The sequence below is a fragment of the Oleidesulfovibrio alaskensis DSM 16109 genome (genome assembly GCF_000482745.1).
GTDB lineage: Bacteria > Desulfobacterota > Desulfovibrionia > Desulfovibrionales > Desulfovibrionaceae > Oleidesulfovibrio > Oleidesulfovibrio alaskensis.
The window spans coordinates 22071-41473 of sequence record NZ_AXWQ01000018.1 but is presented as its reverse complement, the minus strand read 5'-3'; the positions used below and the strand labels follow the sequence as shown (position 1 = coordinate 41473).

At 59.3% G+C, this 19403-nt stretch carries 17 protein-coding genes; 9 read left to right on the top strand and 8 right to left on the bottom strand.

Features of this window, described 5'->3' with window-relative positions:
- Positions 1–436 precede the first annotated feature (436 nt).
- Together trpB and H586_RS19040 are read right to left on the bottom strand one after the other, a co-directional pair.
- Positions 437–1639 (bottom strand): tryptophan synthase subunit beta, encoded by a 1203-nt coding sequence (gene trpB / locus H586_RS0111295; RefSeq protein ID WP_027182076.1) that lies wholly within the window; start codon positions 1637–1639, stop codon positions 437–439.
- 320 nt (positions 1640–1959) lie between these two features.
- Positions 1960–3195 (bottom strand): GGDEF domain-containing protein, encoded by a 1236-nt coding sequence (locus tag H586_RS19040; protein ID WP_051363992.1) that lies wholly within the window; start codon positions 3193–3195, stop codon positions 1960–1962.
- Between the two features lie 275 nt (positions 3196–3470).
- Here H586_RS19040 and mtnA point away from each other — a divergent pair, with 275 nt between their 5' ends.
- From mtnA to H586_RS19030, 5 genes are all read left to right on the top strand, one after another.
- Positions 3471–4538 (top strand): S-methyl-5-thioribose-1-phosphate isomerase, encoded by a 1068-nt coding sequence (gene mtnA / locus H586_RS0111280; RefSeq protein ID WP_011366261.1) that lies wholly within the window; start codon positions 3471–3473, stop codon positions 4536–4538.
- 77 nt (positions 4539–4615) lie between these two features.
- Entirely contained in the window at positions 4616–5647 is a 1032-nt protein-coding gene (locus H586_RS0111275; RefSeq protein WP_027182075.1) for a glycosyltransferase, read from the top strand.
- 22 nt (positions 5648–5669) lie between these two features.
- Positions 5670–6500, top strand: a complete 831-nt coding sequence (locus H586_RS0111270; protein ID WP_027182074.1) for a TatD family hydrolase — start codon at positions 5670–5672, stop codon at positions 6498–6500.
- A 5-nt stretch (positions 6501–6505) separates the two neighbouring features.
- Entirely contained in the window at positions 6506–6910 is a 405-nt protein-coding gene (locus tag H586_RS20165) for a DUF309 domain-containing protein (protein ID WP_158303349.1), read from the top strand.
- 321 nt (positions 6911–7231) lie between these two features.
- Positions 7232–7651: a response regulator gene (locus H586_RS19030; protein ID WP_011366257.1), complete on the top strand. Its 420-nt coding sequence runs from the start codon at positions 7232–7234 to the stop codon at positions 7649–7651.
- A gap of 47 nt (positions 7652–7698) precedes the next feature.
- On the opposite strand, the gene H586_RS0111255 is transcribed toward H586_RS19030, so the two are convergent.
- From H586_RS0111255 to H586_RS0111235, 5 genes are all read right to left on the bottom strand, one after another.
- Positions 7699–8982, bottom strand: coding sequence for a M48 family metallopeptidase (locus H586_RS0111255; protein ID WP_027182073.1), 1284 nt, complete (start codon positions 8980–8982; stop codon positions 7699–7701).
- A 697-nt stretch (positions 8983–9679) separates the two neighbouring features.
- On the bottom strand, positions 9680–10291 hold the full coding sequence (gene recR / locus H586_RS0111250; RefSeq protein WP_011366255.1) for a recombination mediator RecR: 612 nt from the start codon (positions 10289–10291) through the stop codon (positions 9680–9682).
- 4 nt (positions 10292–10295) lie between these two features.
- Positions 10296–10607 carry a YbaB/EbfC family nucleoid-associated protein gene (locus tag H586_RS0111245; RefSeq protein ID WP_011366254.1) on the bottom strand — a complete coding sequence of 104 codons (312 nt, stop codon included), beginning with the start codon at positions 10605–10607 and terminating at the stop codon, positions 10296–10298.
- 40 nt (positions 10608–10647) lie between these two features.
- Positions 10648–12381 (bottom strand): DNA polymerase III subunit gamma/tau, encoded by a 1734-nt coding sequence (gene dnaX, locus H586_RS0111240; RefSeq protein WP_027182072.1) that lies wholly within the window; start codon positions 12379–12381, stop codon positions 10648–10650.
- A 69-nt stretch (positions 12382–12450) separates the two neighbouring features.
- The gene (locus tag H586_RS0111235; protein ID WP_011366252.1) at positions 12451–13374 is read right to left on the bottom strand and encodes a branched-chain amino acid transaminase; all 924 of its coding nucleotides are present in this window, start codon (positions 13372–13374) and stop codon (positions 12451–12453) included.
- Positions 13375–13618: 244 nt separating this feature from the next.
- On the opposite strand from H586_RS0111235, the gene H586_RS0111230 reads away from it, so the two are divergent.
- Together H586_RS0111230 and H586_RS0111225 are read left to right on the top strand one after the other, a co-directional pair.
- Positions 13619–14464, top strand: coding sequence for a M15 family metallopeptidase (locus H586_RS0111230; RefSeq protein ID WP_011366251.1), 846 nt, complete (start codon positions 13619–13621; stop codon positions 14462–14464).
- Complete coding sequence (locus H586_RS0111225; RefSeq protein WP_027182071.1) at positions 14461–15924, top strand: M14 family metallopeptidase; 1464 nt, start codon at positions 14461–14463, stop codon at positions 15922–15924. Before H586_RS0111230 ends, H586_RS0111225 begins: the two co-directional genes overlap by 4 nt.
- Before the next feature lie 104 nt (positions 15925–16028).
- On the opposite strand, the gene der is transcribed toward H586_RS0111225, so the two are convergent.
- Positions 16029–17396 (bottom strand): ribosome biogenesis GTPase Der, encoded by a 1368-nt coding sequence (gene der, locus H586_RS0111220; protein WP_027182070.1) that lies wholly within the window; start codon positions 17394–17396, stop codon positions 16029–16031.
- Between the two features lie 377 nt (positions 17397–17773).
- Between der and H586_RS0111215 the strand changes: the two genes are divergently transcribed.
- Positions 17774–18271 carry a hypothetical protein gene (locus tag H586_RS0111215; protein ID WP_011366248.1) on the top strand — a complete coding sequence of 166 codons (498 nt, stop codon included), beginning with the start codon at positions 17774–17776 and terminating at the stop codon, positions 18269–18271.
- Between the two features lie 151 nt (positions 18272–18422).
- Complete coding sequence (locus tag H586_RS0111210) at positions 18423–19328, top strand: ADP-ribosylglycohydrolase family protein (protein WP_011366247.1); 906 nt, start codon at positions 18423–18425, stop codon at positions 19326–19328.
- Positions 19329–19403 lie beyond the last annotated feature (75 nt).

Here is a 19403-nt window from a genome sequence, read left to right as displayed (position 1 = left end):
TCTCCAGTTAGAAAACTGAAGCCATAAAATTCTATGGCCAAAATAAAGCTGAACTTATTTCCTGTCCAACTCGCTATTTAATTGTCAAAGAGCTTTACGCTCGCTTAAGGCCTGTGCCTTTTCGCCAGTGCGAAATTTGAACCTAGCGACTTGCGCTCTGTCCGTCAACAACTTTTTTAAAAAATTGTTTCCGCTCCGACCCACAGACTTTAAAAGAACTCGCTTAAGGCAACCTCCTGAGATCACTTACGTTCTCTCGCGTCGTGGCTGCTCTCTCGCGTCGAGAGGGAGGTTCTATGGGAGAACCCCTCCGGAGTCAACAAGTTTTTTAAACTTTTTCTACTTTTCTGACAACAATCTGATTTTATTATATAAAAAGAGGCGGCAAAAGGCCGCCTCTTCCTTTACACTTTCACAAAAGCCGGGCCGAAAAGCCTTATGGCGTCACAAGCCCCTCTCTGACCATGCGTTCCACCTGTGCCACGTCCTTGTCGCCGCGGCCCGACAGGTTCACTGCTATGATCTTGTCGGAAGACAGGGTCGGCGCAAGACGCATGGCGTATGCCAGTGCGTGGGCTGACTCCAGCGCAGGTATGATGCCTTCTGTACGCGACAGATCGAAAAATGCGCTGAGCGCCTCCGCATCGCTGGCATTTACATATTCCGCACGGCCCAGATCTTTAAGGTGGCTGTGCTCGGGTCCCACTCCGGGATAGTCCAGCCCGGCGGAAATGGAGTACACGGCCGCAGGCTCTCCTGCCTGATCCTTCAGCATATATGAATTAAAGCCATGCATGACACCCGGTTCACCTAAGCACAGCGTGGCGGCGTGGTCACCGTATTCAAGCCCGCGGCCCGCCGGTTCCACCCCCACAAGACGCACGCCGTCATCATTGATGAAACCGGAAAACATGCCGATGGCATTGGAACCGCCGCCCACGCAGGCGATGCAGTAATCCGGCAGACGGCCTTCGGCTTCCAGCATCTGGGCCCGCAGCTCACGCCCTATGACGGACTGGAATTCTCGTACCATAAGCGGGAAGGGATGCGGCCCCACGGCCGAACCCAGCAGATAGAACGTTGTATCGGCTTCGCGTATCCAGGCGGCAAGAGCTTCGTCGACGGCTTCCTTAAGAGTCTGCTGGCCGCTTGTTGCGGGAACCACTCGGGCTCCCATCATCTGCATGCGGAACACATTGAGCTTCTGACGCTCCACGTCTTCCGCCCCCATATATATGGTGCACTCCATGCCCATCAGCGCGGCTGTCGCCGCAGTGGCCACGCCATGCTGTCCGGCACCTGTTTCGGCGATGATTTTCTTTTTGCCCATGCGCTTGGCCAGCAGAATCTGCCCGATGGTGTTGTTGACCTTATGGGCACCCAGATGGTTCAGATCCTCGCGCTTGAGATATATTTTGGCCCCGCCGAGGCGCCGTGTCAGATTGGCACAAAGATACAGCGGTGTCTCGCGGCCCGAGTAGCGGGTAAGGTAGTAGTTGAATTCCTCCAGAAACCCGGGGTCGTTTCTGTACCGTTCAAACGTGGCGGCAAGCTCGTCCAGAATGGGTTTGAGCGAATCCGGCACATACTGGCCGCCGTAAGCGCCGAAAAATCCGTCAGCAGAGGGAACGCTGGTCATGGTATACTCCTGAGTGAAAGCAAAAGGCTTGTTGCCGGCAGATATGCAAGACCACAAAAAAACCGCGGTCAGATGCTTTCCTGCCGCGGTTTTGTGCTGAAATTCCGATAGTTCTTACTGATTACCGGCCACTACACACCACGACGCCCGTTCAGGCGCCACCACCAAGGTGCGGAATGAGTAAAAGGAATGTCGATAATCATAGAAAGGACTTTATGAGCAGCAGCGCTGGTTGTCAAGCAACAAATGCCACAGGGCGCGACCGGCAAACACGCACAACGCCGCACGCCTGACAGGACAGACAGGCAGGACAGGGCCGTTCACAGCAGAGCGACTTTGTTTCTGCCTGCCTTTTTGGCCTTGTATAAGGCTTTATCCGCTTTTTTCAGCACCGATTCAAAGTCGTCTTCGCCGTCTTCGCGCTGCGCCAGCCCGATGCTCACAGTCACGGTGACTGACTTATCGCGCACCACCTTGGCACTTTTGTTACGGGTACGGATGCGGAAAGGTATGGCTGCCACAGCCTCCCGCACGGCTTCAAGATGGGGTCTGGCTTCGGCTTTGCCCAGACGTGGAAACAGAATGGTGAACTCTTCGCCGCCATAACGGTACACCTTGCCGCCGTCCACTCCGGCCAGCCGCGCAGCCACCATACGCAGCACGTCATCGCCCACATCGTGGCCGTATGTATCATTAAAAGCTTTGAAATGATCCACATCGGCCATGGCCACGCAATAGCTTCCGCCCAGCTTTTTCGCATCCGCCATCAGCGCACGCCGCGACGGTACCTCGGTTAGCTCGTCCACAAAAGCCATGCTGTAGGAATCGCGGAATAATGCTGTCAGCTGGGCGGCACCGGCCGCGGCCACAAACAGGCTGACCACCGGCCCGTTGCCCACAGCGTGAAACGCGGCTGTCAGGCTGAGCAGAGTGCCCAGCAGACTTGCACTGAAGCCGTCTTCCAGCCGGACGACACGCACCACAAGCACCACGGCAGCAAGCAGCACAAGCAGCAGGGCAGGCTGCGTGAGCGGAGTCCAGCTGTCGAACCAGCCGGGCAGGGGAGAGGCATAAACCCAGCCCTCCACAGCGCGCTGCATGGTTCTGCCCAGCGATGTCGCCAGCAGCACACCGCCGCCGCGCACAATAAAGGCCGCCGTCATGAACTGCCCCAGCAGCCATGCAAGCATGCCCATGCCCCAGCGCGAAAAAACCCCTCTGTCTTCCAGAAAGGCAAACAGCAGCAGATTGCAGGGCAGCAGGGTAAGCACAATGCCGTACCACAGCCGCACGCGGGTGGCGTCGCCCAGCGCCGGAAGCACATTGTACAGCAACAGAAACACGCCGCACCCCAGCAGCAGAACAAAAACGGCGCGGCTTCTTCTGAAGCGCTCCGCCAGAGGCATTCCCCCGGCCAGAGCCGCCCACGCCGCATAGGGGGCCACCTCTCCGGCGGAAGGCGGCAGCGTATTCATAAACAGACCGGCCAGAGCCGCCGCCGCAAATAGTCCCAGCGGCACCGCCAGCAGCCTGCCCACCGCGGCAGCATTCACCATGCAGCCTCCGCCGCGGCGCTTTGGTGCCCGCGGGGGGGCGCATCTTTTCCATATATATGCATCATGCCGTTTTCCTTTATCAGTTGCCGGAACATAATAGACCGAAGCGTACCGCAGGGCAATGTGTACCACCCGCACTCTGCAGCCGGGGTTGCCAGCAAGCCCTCCATAAGGCTACACCGTGGCATATATTGCATAACAATGCCGACGGGATTCCATGTCCCGCATGCGGCGCATTCCCTGTCATCATATACCGCTCCGGAGAATCACATACCATGGAGACCCATATCCGATACTCGCGGCAGGACAGAACGCTCATCCTGCTGGACCAGCGCGTGCTGCCCACCGTGGAAGAAGATTTTTACTGCAACGACGTGGCTGACACCATTTACGCTCTGCAGACCATGGTGGTGCGCGGCGCACCGGCCATAGGCGTCACCGCGGCCTACGGCTGCTGCCTTGCCGCGTATGAGGCAGGTCATCCCGCCCCGCACGCGCAATGGCAGAAAGAACTGGATACCCTGCTTGAAAAACTGGCACAGGCACGCCCCACGGCGGTCAACCTGCGCTGGGCCGTGGAACGCATGCGCTCTGTCTGGAAAAGCATGGGCGACCCCGACCTGAACACCCTTATCGCACGGTGGCTGGACGAGGCAGAAGCCATCCACGAAGAGGACAAAAGCATCAACCGAGCCATAGGCAGACACGGAGCCACGCTGATACAGGATAATGACTGTATAATGACCCACTGCAACGCCGGTGCGCTGGCCACAGCAGGTTACGGCACGGCGCTGGGTGTGGTACGCGGGGCAGTGGATGCCGGCAGGACCGGTATAACCGTTATCGCCAACGAAACACGGCCGTTTCTGCAGGGTGCACGTCTGACGGCATACGAACTGCACAAGGACGGTATTCCCGTAACCGTGGCGTGCGACAACGCATGCGGCCTGCTGATGCAGCGCGGCATGGTGCAGAAAGTGGTTGTGGGAGCCGACCGCATTGCGGCCAACGGCGATGCCGCCAACAAGATAGGCACCTATTCCGTGGCCCTGCTGGCCCGCGAACACGGCATCCCTTTCTATGTGGCCGCCCCTCTTTCCACCATCGACCGTGCCACGCCCTCCGGAAAGCAGATACCCATCGAAGAACGCCCGGCGGAAGAGGTGACACATGTGGGGGAAACCCGCATAACGCCCGAAGGCGTACCCGTATACAACTACGCCTTTGATGTCACACCCGCGCACCTTATCGCAGGCATCGTGACTGAGCAGGGCGTGCTGCGCCCCCCGTATACGGCCAGCATTGCCCGGGCCTTTGCCGCCGCAGACAAAGACAGATCATAACCTTCCGCGGGGCGGCCATCAGTCCGCCCCGCAGCAAAACAGTATTCCGACTGCACCGCCACGCACAGGAGCACATGATGCGCACCTGCATTTTCATTCCCCCGCTGAAAAAAGCCACCGGAGGCACCGCCGTGCTGCTTCAGCTGGCCCGGCATCTGCATCAGGGCGGTTACGGGGTATGTCTTGTCCCCCGTGAAGACACCATGCCCGCCGGAGACGACCATGCGGATATTCCCGTTGTACGGTGGGACAGCCTGCGTCTGACGCCGCAGGACATCTGGCTGGTACCCGAAGGATGGGTAAACGCCCTGACCCCCGGACTTCAGGCCGGTGCGCGTTCCGTCGTGTATGTGCAGAACTGGGCCTATCTGCTTTCCGCTCTGCCGCAGGGGGTGCACTGGAACAGGCTTCCGGTCTCTTTTCTCAATGTTTCACAGCCGGTGGCATGGTTCACGCGTGAAGCCACCGGCAGACAGGGACCGGTACTGCGCCCGGGCATAGACACTGCGCTGTTCCACGCTCCTGCCGCCAGACCGGACGGTCCGGTGCGCATTGCATGGATGCCCCGCAAAAACAAAGCTCTGGCCGTACGCATACGGGAATTTTTTGAAGCACGGCGGGCACAGCACGGCGGTGCACAGGTTGAGTGGCGCGAACTGCACGGGCTGACGCACCGGCAGGTGGCGGAAGAGCTGCGTCAGGCCGATATTTTTCTTGCCACTGGTTTTCCCGAAGGCTGTCCGCTGCCACCGCTGGAGGCCATGGCCTGCGGCTGCGTGGTAACAGGCTTTTCAGGCATGGGCGGCTGGGACTACATGCGGCAGGCCATGCCGCAGGGCTACACCCCGTGGTGGCCCATGCGTCCGCCACATGAAACGCCGTGGGACGGTAACGGTTTTTTTGCCGCAGACGCAGATGTGCCCGCCGCGGCGCTGGCGCTGGAACACGCGGTATCACTGGTGGAAACATCGCGCACAGAGCCCTGCGCGCCTCTTGACTCCGTACGTAAAAATGCGCAGGTAACCGTTTCGCACTATTCACTGGAAAAACAACGTGAGGCTGTGCTCGACCTGTGGTCGCAGGCCGCCCTCGGAAACATATTCTCTTAGTCTGTCCGCCGGATATCCGCCCATGTCAAAAAGCAAACATAAAACTCCGCCCCCTGCCGCGCATACGCTCGGACTTCCGCCGGTCGGTGTGGACTCCCATGCCCATCTGGATCTGGACGCCCTGCGGCCCGACCTTGACGAAATACTGACCCGTGCGCGTGAAGCAGGCGTCTCCCACATCGGACAGGTTTTTCTGGGCCCTCAGGCATGGGCGCAAAACCGCCATCTTTTCGACGCTTATCCGCAGGTTTTTTTCATTCTGGGGCTGCACCCCTGCGATGCCGACGCCTGCGACGAAAATGCCGTCACTGCCATGAAGCAGGCCTTTGCCACTGACCCGCGGCTGAAAGCCGTGGGCGAAATAGGGCTGGACTACTACTGGGACGACCACCCGAGGGAACTGCAGCAGAAAACCTTTGTCATGCAGTTGCGCATGGCCGTTCAGATAGACAAACCCGTGGTCATTCATTCGCGCGATGCCGACGAAGACACCGTGCGGCTGCTTGAAGCGGAAGGGTTTGCGGGACGTCCTTTGCTGTGGCACTGCTTCGGCGCGGACACGGCACTGGCTGAACGCATTGTGCGCAACGGCTGGCATGTCTCCGTTCCCGGCCCCGTCACCTATCCGGCCAACAACGCCCTGCGTGAAGCGCTTTCTGTCATACCGGCAGACAGACTGATGCTGGAGACAGACTGCCCGTACCTGACACCCGTACCGTGGCGCGGCAGACGCAACGAACCCGCGCTGGCAGCATTCACCGGGGCCTGTGTGGCCCGATGTCTGGGAATCGACCCCGCAGAACTCTGGACCCGGTGCGGAAACAACGCCCGCGCCTTTTTCGGGATACAATGAAACATATGACAGATCTCACCGAAACGCGGCCCATGTGCAAAGGCATCGCCATGCGCGAGCTTTTTGAAGCTGTGGAAATGTTCAACGCCGGCGACTGGTACGAAAGCCATGAAATACTGGACATGCTGTGGCTGGCGGAAACCAGCCCCGAACGCGAACTGTATCAGGGAGTTCTGCAGATAGCCGCCGGCCTGTGGCACGACCGCCGCGGCAACCGCAACGCCGCGCAGCGGCTGTGCACAAAGGGTCTGGGGCATCTCAGGTCATTTCCCGAAACATGCAAGGGACTGCGTCTGGGCAACTTCATCAGACAGGTTGAAACACTGCTGCATTTTTTTGAACAATCGGCCACAGCCCCCGTGCCCGACGACCTGATTCCCTTTATCTACAGGACATCAGACCCGCAATAAACCCGCTGTCCGCGCAGCGTGCCGCAACACAACGCCGCGGCACGCTTCCTGTCGTCTGTAAAAAGCATACAGACAAAAATCTAATATCCTAATGCACCATAACCATAGAATAACAGCTTTATGGTGCAGGAAGGCAGAAAGTCCGTTTTCCACAAGCCTGACCCGCCGAAACCGGCGGCAGCACTTGCCATTATCATCCGGTGAACGCATAACAGGCGTTCAGCAGTGCCACGCCTGAGGACTAAAATATCATCAATCCTTGCCCTCGTTCAGGGTACTAGTCAGGCATGAAACCGCCCTTTGCTTTTTCGGAGAAATTATATGCCGACCATACTCATAGTAGAAGACGACCCCATAACGCGTGGGATATTACGTGATATAGTGACTTCTTACGGCCACAAAGTGCTTGATGTGGCAGACGGCAGAACAGCCTGGGAACGCCTGCAGAATGATCCGGACATAGACCTGATGATCACCGACGTGCGCATGCCCGGGCTGGACGGTATGGAACTGGTGGGTATGCTGCGCAGCAACGACAGGCTGCAGGGACTGCCTGTCATCATCACTTCCGGCGTGGTGGGACTGCGCCAGATTGCCAGACTGCTCCGCCGCGGAGCCAGCAGCTTCATCGCAAAACCCATTGACCCCAAGGAGCTGCAGCACTGCATACAGAACACTCTGGCTGCCGGAACAGGAGTGCCGCACAGCTCACGCCCCGACGATGTTTCGGCACGCAGCTGACCGTACCGGCCGGTCGCGGGCACCGCAGCCGGCAGCAGTCTACGGCGTCAGCCGCGCCGTACCGGCAACGCGCCGAGAGCTTGCAGCCGCTGCACCAGCGGCGGGTGTGTGTAGTGCAGAGCAACCTGCAACGGATGCGGGTTCAGATTAGTCATATTTTCGGATGCCAGTTTACGCAGCGCGGAAGACAACACATCCGGACGTCCTGTGGTGCGCGCTGCAAAGGCATCCGCGGCGTATTCATTGCGCCGCAGCAAAGCATGGAAGCCCACACCGGTAAACAAAGACACCGGAGTGAACAGCAGCGAAAAAAAGACCAGACCGGCATGGTATGACACCTGCTCCACACCGAACGCCGCAAAAAGCTGCGGCTCCGTCAGAAAAAAAGAAAGCAGCCAGAGCATCAGTCCGGTGCGTGCCACGCTCAGCCCCAGCATCACCGGTATGTGGCCCAGTGTGCAGTGCCCCACCTCGTGCGCCACAACCGCCACAACTTCATCGTCATCCAGTTTTTCCAGCAGCGTATCAAACAGCGCTATGCGGCGCTGCCTGCCCAGACCCGTAAAATAAGCATTGACCTTGGCGCTGCGCCGCGACCCGTCCACAACAAAAAGTCCCGACAGCGTATACCCCTGTCCTGTCACATATCTGTCTATGGCACTGCGCAATGCGCCCTGCGGCAGCGGAGTAAAGGTATTAAACAGCGGCAGCAGATACCACGGAGCCAGAAAAGACACCAGCAACGAAAACACACTGACCAGCAGCCATACGGGCAGCCACGCTTCCGGACCGTACAGGGCCAGCAACCACAACACACCGGCCGCCAGCGGGCCGCCCATAACGGCAACCAGCAATCCGGCTTTCAGCCTGTCCGCAACAAACGTCAGCGGAGTTGTTCTGTTGAAGCCGAAGCGTTCTTCGTGCACAAAAGTCCGCCACAAAGAAAAAGGCAGACCTGCCAGCGACGAAAGCACTCCCAGCAGGCCGAAGAAAAACAGACCGGTCATGATTCCGGTTACCGCCGGACCACCCCCTGCAAAGCCGCCAAGCAACGCACCGGCAGACCTCGACAGCGCATCCGCGACCCCAAAGCCCCCGCAAAGCCAGAACACCAGAAACACCGCCGTACCAGCCGTGTCCTCGGCGATGTTCAGACGCATTCCGGAAGCCACATACCGCTGCATACGTTCGCGCCGCGCCGGTTCCATATCCAGCCCTGTACCCGCAGGCAGCGGAGCTCCTGTCCTCCCCAGCCCCAGCACCGCCGCTGTGGTCTGCAACAGCCAACTGCCCGTCACCGCCGCCAGTATGATGATACAATACATGTTCATGGTGGAATTCCCGCTGCCGCAGCAGCTTTACGTTCTGACAGATGAGCGCCCGCGAAAGAAAAGCCTCCGGCGGGCAGGGAGATGATCTCCCTGCACCCTCAATGCGCGAACCCGCGGAAACCGCTTTCCCCGCGTGCGGCGCGTTGTGCTGCCTTGCTCCGTGCCGGTGATGCCGCCCTGAACGCCCAAAAAGGCACAGCTGACCGGTCCCCGACGGGCGCAACGGGGGATGCAAGGGGAATCATTCCCTTTGCCCGTCGGAGACATTACACAAGCATACATGAAGACGCCTCCGGCGGGCAGGGAGATGATCTCCCTGCACCCTCAATGCGCGAACCCGCGGAAGCCGTTTTCCCCGCGTGCGGCGCGTTGTAATGCCTTGCTCCGTGCCGGTGATGCCGCCCTGAACGCCCGAAAAGGCACAGCTGACCGGTCCCCGACGGGCGCAACGGGGGATGCAAGGGGAATCATTCCCCTTGCCCGTCGGAGACATTACACAAGCATACATGAAGACGCCTCCGGCGGACGGAGTACAAAACAAAAACAGCTCCGGTTTTACGGCAGGGCCAGACTCCGGTGGTTCCTGTCCGGCGCATGATGCGCCGGAGCGGGGTATGACCGGATATGTCGGGCAGCCTGCGGCACGACCGGAAGCTGTTTTACGCATTCGTTACAAATGGCGTTCTGCGGCCTGCGGTTACAGATCCTGCCGGAACTGCAACGACTGGCGCAATGTTTCCTTGTCTATGAACTTCACTTCGCTGCCCAGCGGTATGCCCTGTGCAAGACGGGTCACGCGAACCTGCGGAAAATCGCGGTTCACCATGCTGCGGATGTACGAAGCCGTATTTTCCGCCTCCAGCGTGGTTCCCAGCCCCAGAATGATTTCCCGCACTTCGCCTTCGGCCAGTCTGCGGCGCAGTCTTTCCAGCTCCAGCGATTCAGGATTCACATTATCCAGCGGAGCCAGCAGCCCGCCCAGAATCATATACTGCCCTTTGTAAAATCCGCCGTCTTCCATCGCCAGCAGGCTGTCCCACTCCGAAACCAGACACAGCGTATCGCGCCCGCGCGTGGCGTCGGTACATATGGCGCATGGGTCCACATCCGTCAGCGAACCGCAACGTCTGCACAGGTGCAGGTTGTCGCGCAGCTGCGCTATGGCGGCACCCAGACCGCGGGTTTCACTTTCGGGCCATTTCAGCAGGGTCATGGCCATGCGCAGGGCGGATTTTGGTCCCAGACCGGGCAAACGGGCCAGCCTGTCCACCAGCGCTTTGAGCGGTTCAGGCAATCGTTGCGCTGTCACGGCGTTACATCAGCCCCGGAATTTTCAGGCCGCCGGTCAGAGCACCCATTTCTTTTTCAACCATTTCCTTGGAAAGGCGCATCCCTTCATTGATGGCTGCCAGCACAAGATCCTGCAGCATGTCCACATCCTGCGGGTCCACCACAGCGGGGTCTATTTTAATGGCGCGCAGTTCCTGCTTGCCGGACACGGTTACTGAAACCATGCCCCCGCCTGCACTGGCATCCACGGTGCGCTCGCCAAGCTGTTCCTGAAGCTCGGTCATCTTCTTTTGCATAATCTGCGCCTGACGCAGCATATCCTGCATGCCTCTCATATGATCCTCCGGGAATGTCTGTATACGGCCAGCGCCGTTATCAGTCGTTGTTATTTTTTTCCATATACCGCACCGCCAGCACACGCGCTCCCAACTCTTCTTTCAGAAGCTGTACGGCAGGGTGGTCATCCAGTTCCTTGCGCAGGTCCGAGATGGCCTTGCGCTGTTCGGTGGGTTCACCCACCGCCACTGTAACACCCGCACCCCAGTAGCTGCGGGCCAGAGTCTCCAGAGCGGCTGCCATTTCCGGCTGTGTCAGACGGTCGCGCTGCATCTGGTACGCGGGGGTGATATGCAGCACCCCGTCACGCAGTTCACCTTTTATCTGCCGCAGGAGTCGCAGGCTTTTGCCGTCCTGACCGTTCTGCTGCAGGCAGAACTGCGCGAAACCCTCCCACGTGGCGGGGCCGGACGGCTCGGGCTGCCCCGGCGGAGCATCCTCGGCGGGGGGGGGCGCTGTACTGTCTGCCTGCGCCTGCTGTTGCGGTTCCGCCGCATCCGCAACACGACCGGAAGTACCGGCAGGGTCCGGGACAGACGGGACAGACGGGGCAGAGCGGGGCGGAGCAGCATGTCCGCCCGCCGGCGGAGTACCGGACGAACCGCCGGAAGGAGCAGGTCCGTCACCGGCCACGGGCACCGGAGCAGGCGCCGTCTGCGAAGCCTGCTGCATACCCAGCAGGCGCGGCATGAATGCAAGATTGAGCAGCAGCAGTTCCAGCGCCATGGCCGGTTCAAGGCTGTTCAGCACGCGCCGCTGTCCTTCCAGAGTCATCTGCCAGCAGGCATGGATGTGCGACAGGGCAAACTGCGGTGCCCATTCAAGCCACTGACGGGCTTCTTCTTCGGGCAGGTCCAGCAGGGGCAATGCGCTTTCACCGGCCTGACGCAACATGAACAGGTTGCGCCACATGCCTGTCAGCTCGCGCAAAAAAAAGCCCAGATCAAGTCCCTGATCAAGAACATCGCGCAACACGGTGGAAACACCGACACAGTCCTGACGCCTGATGGCGTCGGCCACGCGGAAAAACAACTCCTGTCCGGCAAGCCCCAGAATACCCCGGGCATCCGCCACGGTCAGAGAATCGCTGCCCAGTGCCAGCACCTGTCCCAGCAAAGACATGGAGTCGCGTACGCTGCCGGCGGCACGGCGGGCAATAAGCTTGACCGCTTCAGACTCGTATCCTGTGCCTTCGCGCTCAAGAATGCGCACCAGATGCGCTGCCAGTCCGTTTTCGGTAAGCCGTTTGAAAATAAAATGCTGACAGCGGCTGACAATGGTTACGGGAAATTTATGCGGCTCGGTGGTGGCCATGACAAAGGTGACATTGGCCGGCGGCTCTTCCAGCGTTTTCAGCAGCGCGTTAAACGCCTCGCGGGTGAGCATGTGCGCCTCGTCGATGATGAAAACCTTGTACCGGCCTTCCATGGGGGCATAACCGATGGCTTCCTTGAGGCGTTTGGCGTCATCAATGCCGCGGTTGGAGGCGCCGTCAATCTCCACCACGTCCACAGCCATGCCCTGCGTTATCTTGCGGCACTGTTCACACTCGTTGCAGGGTTCCGCGGCCGGACCGCGGGTGCAATTAAGCGCCTTGGCAAAAATACGCGCGATGGTGGTTTTTCCCACCCCGCGCGTACCGCTGAACAAGTAGGCAGGCGCGACCCTGTTTTCGGCCGCGGCCCGTGACAGAATGGCTTTGACGGTTTCCTGTCCGGCAACGTCGGCAAAGGTCTGCGGCCTGTATTTTGCGGTTAGCGATGCGTGACTCATAAGTGGGGGGGCTAAAAGGGTGAAAAACCGGCCCTGCCGAGGCAGGGCCGGCCGGAAAGGCGTATGCCGCTACAGTGAATACTGATGCAGCCAGTGTGCGTACTTGGGATTTTCACCCTTTACAAGCTTGAAGTACTCGGTCTGCAGATGCTTGGTGACCGGTCCGGCCTTGCCGGCGCCGATAACGCGGCGGTCCACTTCACGTATGGGAGTGACCTCCGCCGCAGTGCCGCAGAAAAAGGCTTCATCGGCCACATACAGCTCATCGCGGGTGAACTGCTGTTCCACCACGGTGTAGCCCAGATCACCGGCCAGCGTCATCAGGCTGTTGCGGGTGATACCGTCCAGTATGGACGTAAGGGGCGTTGTTTTAATAACGCCGCCGCGCACGATGAAAATGTTTTCGCCGGTGGCTTCAGAAACAAATCCCGCGGTATCCAGCATCAGCCCTTCGTCGTAACCGTCTGCAAGAGCTTCTGTTTTGGCCAGAATGGAGTTTACATAGTTGCCCACGGCCTTTGCCTTGGTCATCATGGCGTTTACATGATGGCGCTGGAAGGAACTGGTTTTTACGCGGATGCCCGCTTCCAGCGCCTCTTCACCCAGATACGCGCCCCAGGGCCACGTGGCAATGATGGTCTGTATGGGGTTGCTGCCGGGGTTCACACCCATGGCACCCGCGCCCACAAAGCTCAAGGGGCGGATATAGCCTTCGTCCAGTTTGTTGCGCTGCAGCGTTTCCACCACGGCATCCACAAGCTGGTCGACGGTATAGGGAATTTCCATGCGCAGAATGCGGGCCGAAGCAAACAGGCGTTCGACATGTTCGCGCAGGCGGAACACGGCGGAAGTGCCGTCAACACACTTATAGGCGCGGATTCCCTCGAACACGCCCAGACCGTAATGCAGGGTGTGGGTCAAAACGTGCACATTGGCATCGTCCCATGCAACCTGCTTGCCGTCAAACCAGATCGTTTCCGATTTCTGGACCATTAGTAAACCCCTTTACGCGCCCTTGCGCAGACGCGGGTTGCGTCAGACTCCCATGCGGAGCGACGAGAATGATTGCACTCAAGCCAACAACGCACGCTAAAAGAACACAGCCCGTCTGGTCAAGCGGGAGCGCACGCGATGCTTTGTGTTGCGGCGCTTTTTCATCTACAATGCATGGCAGGGTGACGCCGCAGGTTCATGCCGTCCGGCGCGGTGTCCGTCACACATACTGCCACGGAACCATATGAACAGACGATCCTTTCTCGCCCTTGTTTCCGGCACATGCGCCGCACTGGCCCTGCAGGGCGGCCCTGCCGGGGCTGCCGTGCTTACCAGTTTTTTTCCGCAGCAGGGACTCATCGAATCGCCCGTACGCGACTACGTTTCGCGCATGCTGCGGTTTGACGCGCCCGATCCGGCGGACATTGTGCTGCCGGCACACAGGCTGGCCGTACTGCAAAGCGCCGCAGAACGCCTTGCCCGCACCGAACAGGTTGTGGGACACGGCAACTTCTGCATTCTCGGTTTTGATTCCGCGCTGCGCTATGCGCAAAGCTACCCTGCCATCGGGCCTTTTACCAGTGAGGAAAAAGACCTGCTGGATGAACTGTTTCACGAAGATGCCACCCGCTACGGCTTTTACGGCACCAAACCCGTGGACAGACTTACCGCCCGCATCCCCCAGCGCGAGGTGACAAAAGTGCCCTACACGGGCAACTGGCTGTTCCGGGGGCGCCCCGAACGCACATGGCACACCATACGCTCCATTCTCGGCGACGAGGTGGTGCTCACCTCCGGCGTACGCGGCGTGGTGAAGCAGTTTCTGCTCTTTCTCAACAAGGCTGTGGCCGCACAGGGAAACCTGTCGCTGGCTTCGCGCTCGCTGGCGCCTCCGGGCTATTCGTTTCACGCCGTAAGCGACTTCGATGTGGGCAAAAAAGGCTTCGGAGAAGCCAATTTCACCGCGCGCTTCACAGAAACGGAAGTCTTCAAACAGCTTGAAAAACGCGGCTACATCACGCTGCGCTATCCGCAGGACAACCTGCTGGGCGTGCGTTTCGAGCCGTGGCATGTAAAGGTACCTTCATGAAGTGTATTGCCGCCGTCATCATCTGCCTGCTGCTGTCCGTCACGGGATCTGCGGCTGCCGCCCAATGTGTCAGCCGCACCGCTCCGGCGCTTGACTTCACCCTGCACTGCCTGGGCACAGACACTCCGGCGGCGGCAAACGCCACGGCTTCGGCATCCGGCCCCACGCTGCTTATTGTCGGCGGCATACAGGGAGACGAACCCGGCGGTTTCAATGCCGCCTCGCTTGTGGCTTCGCATTACACCATAACCCGCGGCAGTGTCTGGGTGGTGCCCGACCTCAATTTTCCCAGCATCATCAAGCGGTCACGCGGCATACATGGCGACATGAACCGCAAATTCGCCCGCCTGCCCCGACGCGATCCCGAATTTGACACCGTGGCGCGCATCAAATCCATCATTCTGGACCCCAGAGTGGACGCCGTGCTCAATCTGCATGACGGCAGCGGTTTCTACCGGCCGCAGTGGGAAGACGCGCAACGCAATCCCAACCGGTGGGGCCAGTCCGTCATCATTGACCAGTCGGACATAAAGGCACAACGGTTCAGCAATCTGGAGCTGCTGGCCAGAAACGCCGTTGACCACGTCAACAGCGAACTGCTGGACACCGCCCACCGGTATTACCTGAAAAACACCCATACCAGCATGGGCGACCGCGAAATGGAAAAGACCCTGACCTATTTCGCCATCCTGCACGGCAAACCGGCGTTCGGAATTGAAGCCAGCAAACAGTTTCCCACACATATCCGCGCCTATTACCATCTGCAGATTCTCGAATCGTTCATGCGCCAGATGGGCATACAGTTCCGGCGGCACTTTCCGCTGACCAAAGGCGGGGTATACGCCGCCATAGAACGCGACGTAGCCATGCGCCTGTATGACGGCCGCATCACACTGCCGCTGGACGACATACGCCGCGCGGTCAACTATGTGCCCATGCGCAAAGACCGTCCGGTAACCTTTTCGCCCCTGCGCCCGCTGGTCACGCTGCTGCCGCAGAGCGGGTCCTTTGACGTGTACTACGGCAACCGCAGACTCACCGCCATAAGACCGCAGTATTTTGATTTCGACGATACACTGCACAGCGTGACGCTGGACATAGACGGCCGCACCGTTGCCGCAAGTCCCGGCGACATCGTTTCGGTGAACAAGGTGTTCGCCGTGCGCCCGCTGGCAGGGTACCGGGTAAACATTATCGGCATGACCAGAGACGGCGTGGACGACGAGGCAGGGCTGTCCGTACGGCGGGAAGACTTTATGCCGGGCTTTTCGCTGGACACCGGAGAATCGCTGTACAGGGTTGAAGTATACCGGCTGCGGCAGGGCCGCGATGATGCCTTTGCCGGCATGCTCATAATGAACTTCGGCGGACCGCAGTCACGCCAGCAGCTGGCCATGGAAGCACCCGACGCCATGAACGCCGCCGGAACGGAAAAAAAAGCCGATCAGGCAGGCCGCTGATGGCCATGCCGCCAGCACGGCGGCATCATGTACCGGACAGACAAAAACGGCGCCGGATTCCTGTGGAATCCGGCGCCGTTCAGTATACGGGCAGGGCAGAGTGCCTATTTTTTTCTGTCACGGTTTTTGGTGTGGCTCGACCGGAAACGCACCCGCATGGGGGCATGCTCGATTTCAAACCGTTTCCGCATGAATTTTTCCAGATACCGCGCATACGACTCCTGAATACGCTCATGGTCGTTGACAAAAAACACAAACGTCGGCGGGTTGGTTTCCGCCTGTGTCAGATAAAAGAATTTGGGACGCACCCGTTTGACCACCGGCGGCTGGTGACGGGTGACGGCTTCCGTAAGTGTCCGGTTCAGCAGCCCCGTACCCACGCGCACATAACATTCCTTGTTAATTTTACGGGCCATGGGCAGCAGCTTGTCCACTCCGCGGCCGCTGCGCGCAGAAATGTACATGATGGGCACATGCTTGCAGAATGTCAGGGCATCATCGTACAGACGCTTCAACGCGGTCAGGCCATCCCGGGGCACAAGGTCAATTTTGTTGATCACCAGCATGAACGGCGTCTTGCGCTCGTCCAGCAGATCAATGAGACGCTTGTCCTGCTGTGTCAGACCTTCCACCGCATCCAGCACCACCAGCGTCACATCGGCCTTGGTTGTCGACTTGAGCGAAGAGTTGACGCTGTACCGTTCCACAGGGTCCTGAATCTTTGCCCGACGGCGCACTCCGGCCGTATCCACAAAAACATAGCGCCTGCCGCCCAGTTCCACGGCAATATCCACGCTGTCGCGGGTGGTGCCCGCCACATCGGAAACAATCATGCGGCGGCTGCCGCTCAGGGCGTTGACCAGCGAAGACTTGCCCGCATTGGGGCGGCCCAGCATGGCCAGTTTGAGGGGGCGTTCCTCTTCTTCCTGCGGGGCGTCTTCGTCTTCGGGAGGCAGCAGATCAAACAACTCGCCGCTGAATTCCCGCACATTGAATCCGTGAGCGCCGGAAAGCGGGATGACCGGAAAGCCCAGCGTATGGAATTCGGCCATGTACAGGTCGGCCATTTCTTCGCCGTCCACCTTGTTGACGGCCAGCAGCACGGGCTTGCCCGATTTGCGCACATACGCGGCCAGACTTTCGTCAAAGGGAGTCAGCCCCTCGCGTCCGTCCACAACCAGGCACAAGGCCACGGAATCGGCAATGGCCTCTTCCGTCTGGCGCAGAATCTCCGCCTCGAACCCGCGCAGTTCGTCCGGCCCTTCCGCCACGGCAGCGTGTTCGTCCAGCGTTATGCCGCCGGTGTCAATAATGATGAACTTCCGGTCTCCCACTTTCACATAGCCTTCCATGCGGTCACGGGTTACTCCGGGACGGTCATGGGTTATGGCTCTGTTGCTGCGGATCAGCCTGTTGAAAAGGGTGGATTTGCCCACGTTGGGGCGACCGATGAGAGCTATCTTGGGTAACATGATATTTTCCGGTGCGAGGCAGAGCCTTGCGCGTATGCAGCAGACCGGCAGGCCTGCCATGTGATTGCGGGCGACCGCGGCGGGAATCCCCTGCAAAGGCCGCAAGGGAGAAGCCCATTACCGCAAAGCCGACTCACATGCAAGCACTATTCATAGCAAAAGCCGGGCAGTTGTCCAAGTCCGCGGGGTACGTTATATCGCATTCTTCCGTGTTTGCGGCTTTCCGTGCCGGGTGACGGCGGCGCCGTATCCGCCGGCGGAACACTGCACTGCAGGCTCTGCGGACTTTGTGAAATTTTGGACTTGACGCCGCCCTGCTGAGTGTCCATAGTCTGCACACGCGCAATCCGCGCCAGATCAGGAATCGAGGAGTTCTCATGTCCACGGAATTCGGCAAGGCCCTTAACCAGATTGTCGAAGTCATGATGTTTGAAAACTGGCTTCGCTTTTATTTTATCAACGAAGAAGAAGATTCCGCTCTGCTTATCCGTGTTCCGGAACAGGCGGAAGAGCATATCACCAAGGATTATGCTCATCTGGCCGGCATGCTGGAGCTTCTGAACAATAAAGAAATCACCTTTGAATCGTCGCGCAACGCCGTCTGCACCTTTGTGGCCACCAGTCTGGAAGGCCGCACCATGCGCAATGATCTGGCGGCGCGAGTTTTTGACAGCTCCGTCTTCCAGCTGGAAATGCAGCTCTTTAACATCTGGGTGCAGTCGCACGAAGAGCAGCTGGACAAATCCTTCATGGAATTCAGCACATGGAAAAGCATGTTCGAGGAATGGAAAAAGTCTGACAAAGTAAAAGACTATGTGGCTGAAATGAAAGACACCCTCGTGCGTTCAGCCAAGGAAACCTGTACTGTGCAGTAGCTTTCTGACGGTTTTTTGCGTCTTTCCGGCGGCACCCTGCGGGGTGCCGCCTTTTTTATTGCCGCAGTTACGCCTTCTGCACATAGCCAAAGCCTGTCTGTTGGCTTACCGTAGGTAAAAATACAGACCGGCTCTGACCAAGGAGGGCTGTATGAGCAAAATCCGTTCGGCCATTCTGGCCTCATTTGTGGCTGATTCGCTGGCGCTGGGCGCACACTGGGAATATGACCGGGAACGCATTACGCGCGAACTGGGCAGAGTGGACAGACTGCTTGCCCCGCGCCTGAACACCCACCATGCGGGCAAAGAAGCGGGCGACCTGTCGCACTACGGCGACCAGACCCTGCTGCTGCTTGAAGCTGTGGCGGAAACCGGCGATTTTTCGCTGGCACGTTTTGCCGCCAGATGGCAGCAGATGATGGTGCATTACAACGGGTATATGGACAGGGCATCGCGCGATGCGCTGACACGGTTTACAGAAGGACTGCCTCCGGACAAAACCGGCGCCGTGACTTCCGATTTTTCCGGCGCGTCACGGGTCGCACCTCTGCTTGCCGTACTGGGAGACCATGAGGACAGACTGGCGGCTGCCGCCCGCGCACAATGCCTGATGACTCACGGCTCCGTGCTGGTTGCCGACGGTGCGGAATTTATGGCGCGCGCCGCACACGCCCTGCTGCAGGGGCAGAACGTTCCGCAGGCGCTCGCCACGGCTGCCGGGGCTGATTATGCGCAGCTGCCCGCACAGGACTGGCTGGCATTTGCCGACATGCACGCCGCTCTGGAAGGATGCGAAGCGGTATCACGCTTCGGGCAGGCATGCGGCATGAAGGGCGCGTTCATGAGCGTGGTGCATCTGGCCGTCCGGTATGAAAACGCACCGGCCGAAGCGCTGGTGGAAAATGTCATGGGCGGCGGGGATTCCTGTGCCAGAGGTCTTGCTCTGGGCATGCTGCTGGGGGCGCGCCACGGGCAGGACTGGATACCCGTACACTGGCTTTCCGGACTGCGCAGCAGAAATGCCGTGGAAGAATGCTTCACCAGACTGTGGCGCTGAATGCAGGTTTATACCTGTCCCGCTGCCGGCCCGTACCGGCTGCAAAGACACGCTGCGGACTCTGCATACAAAAAG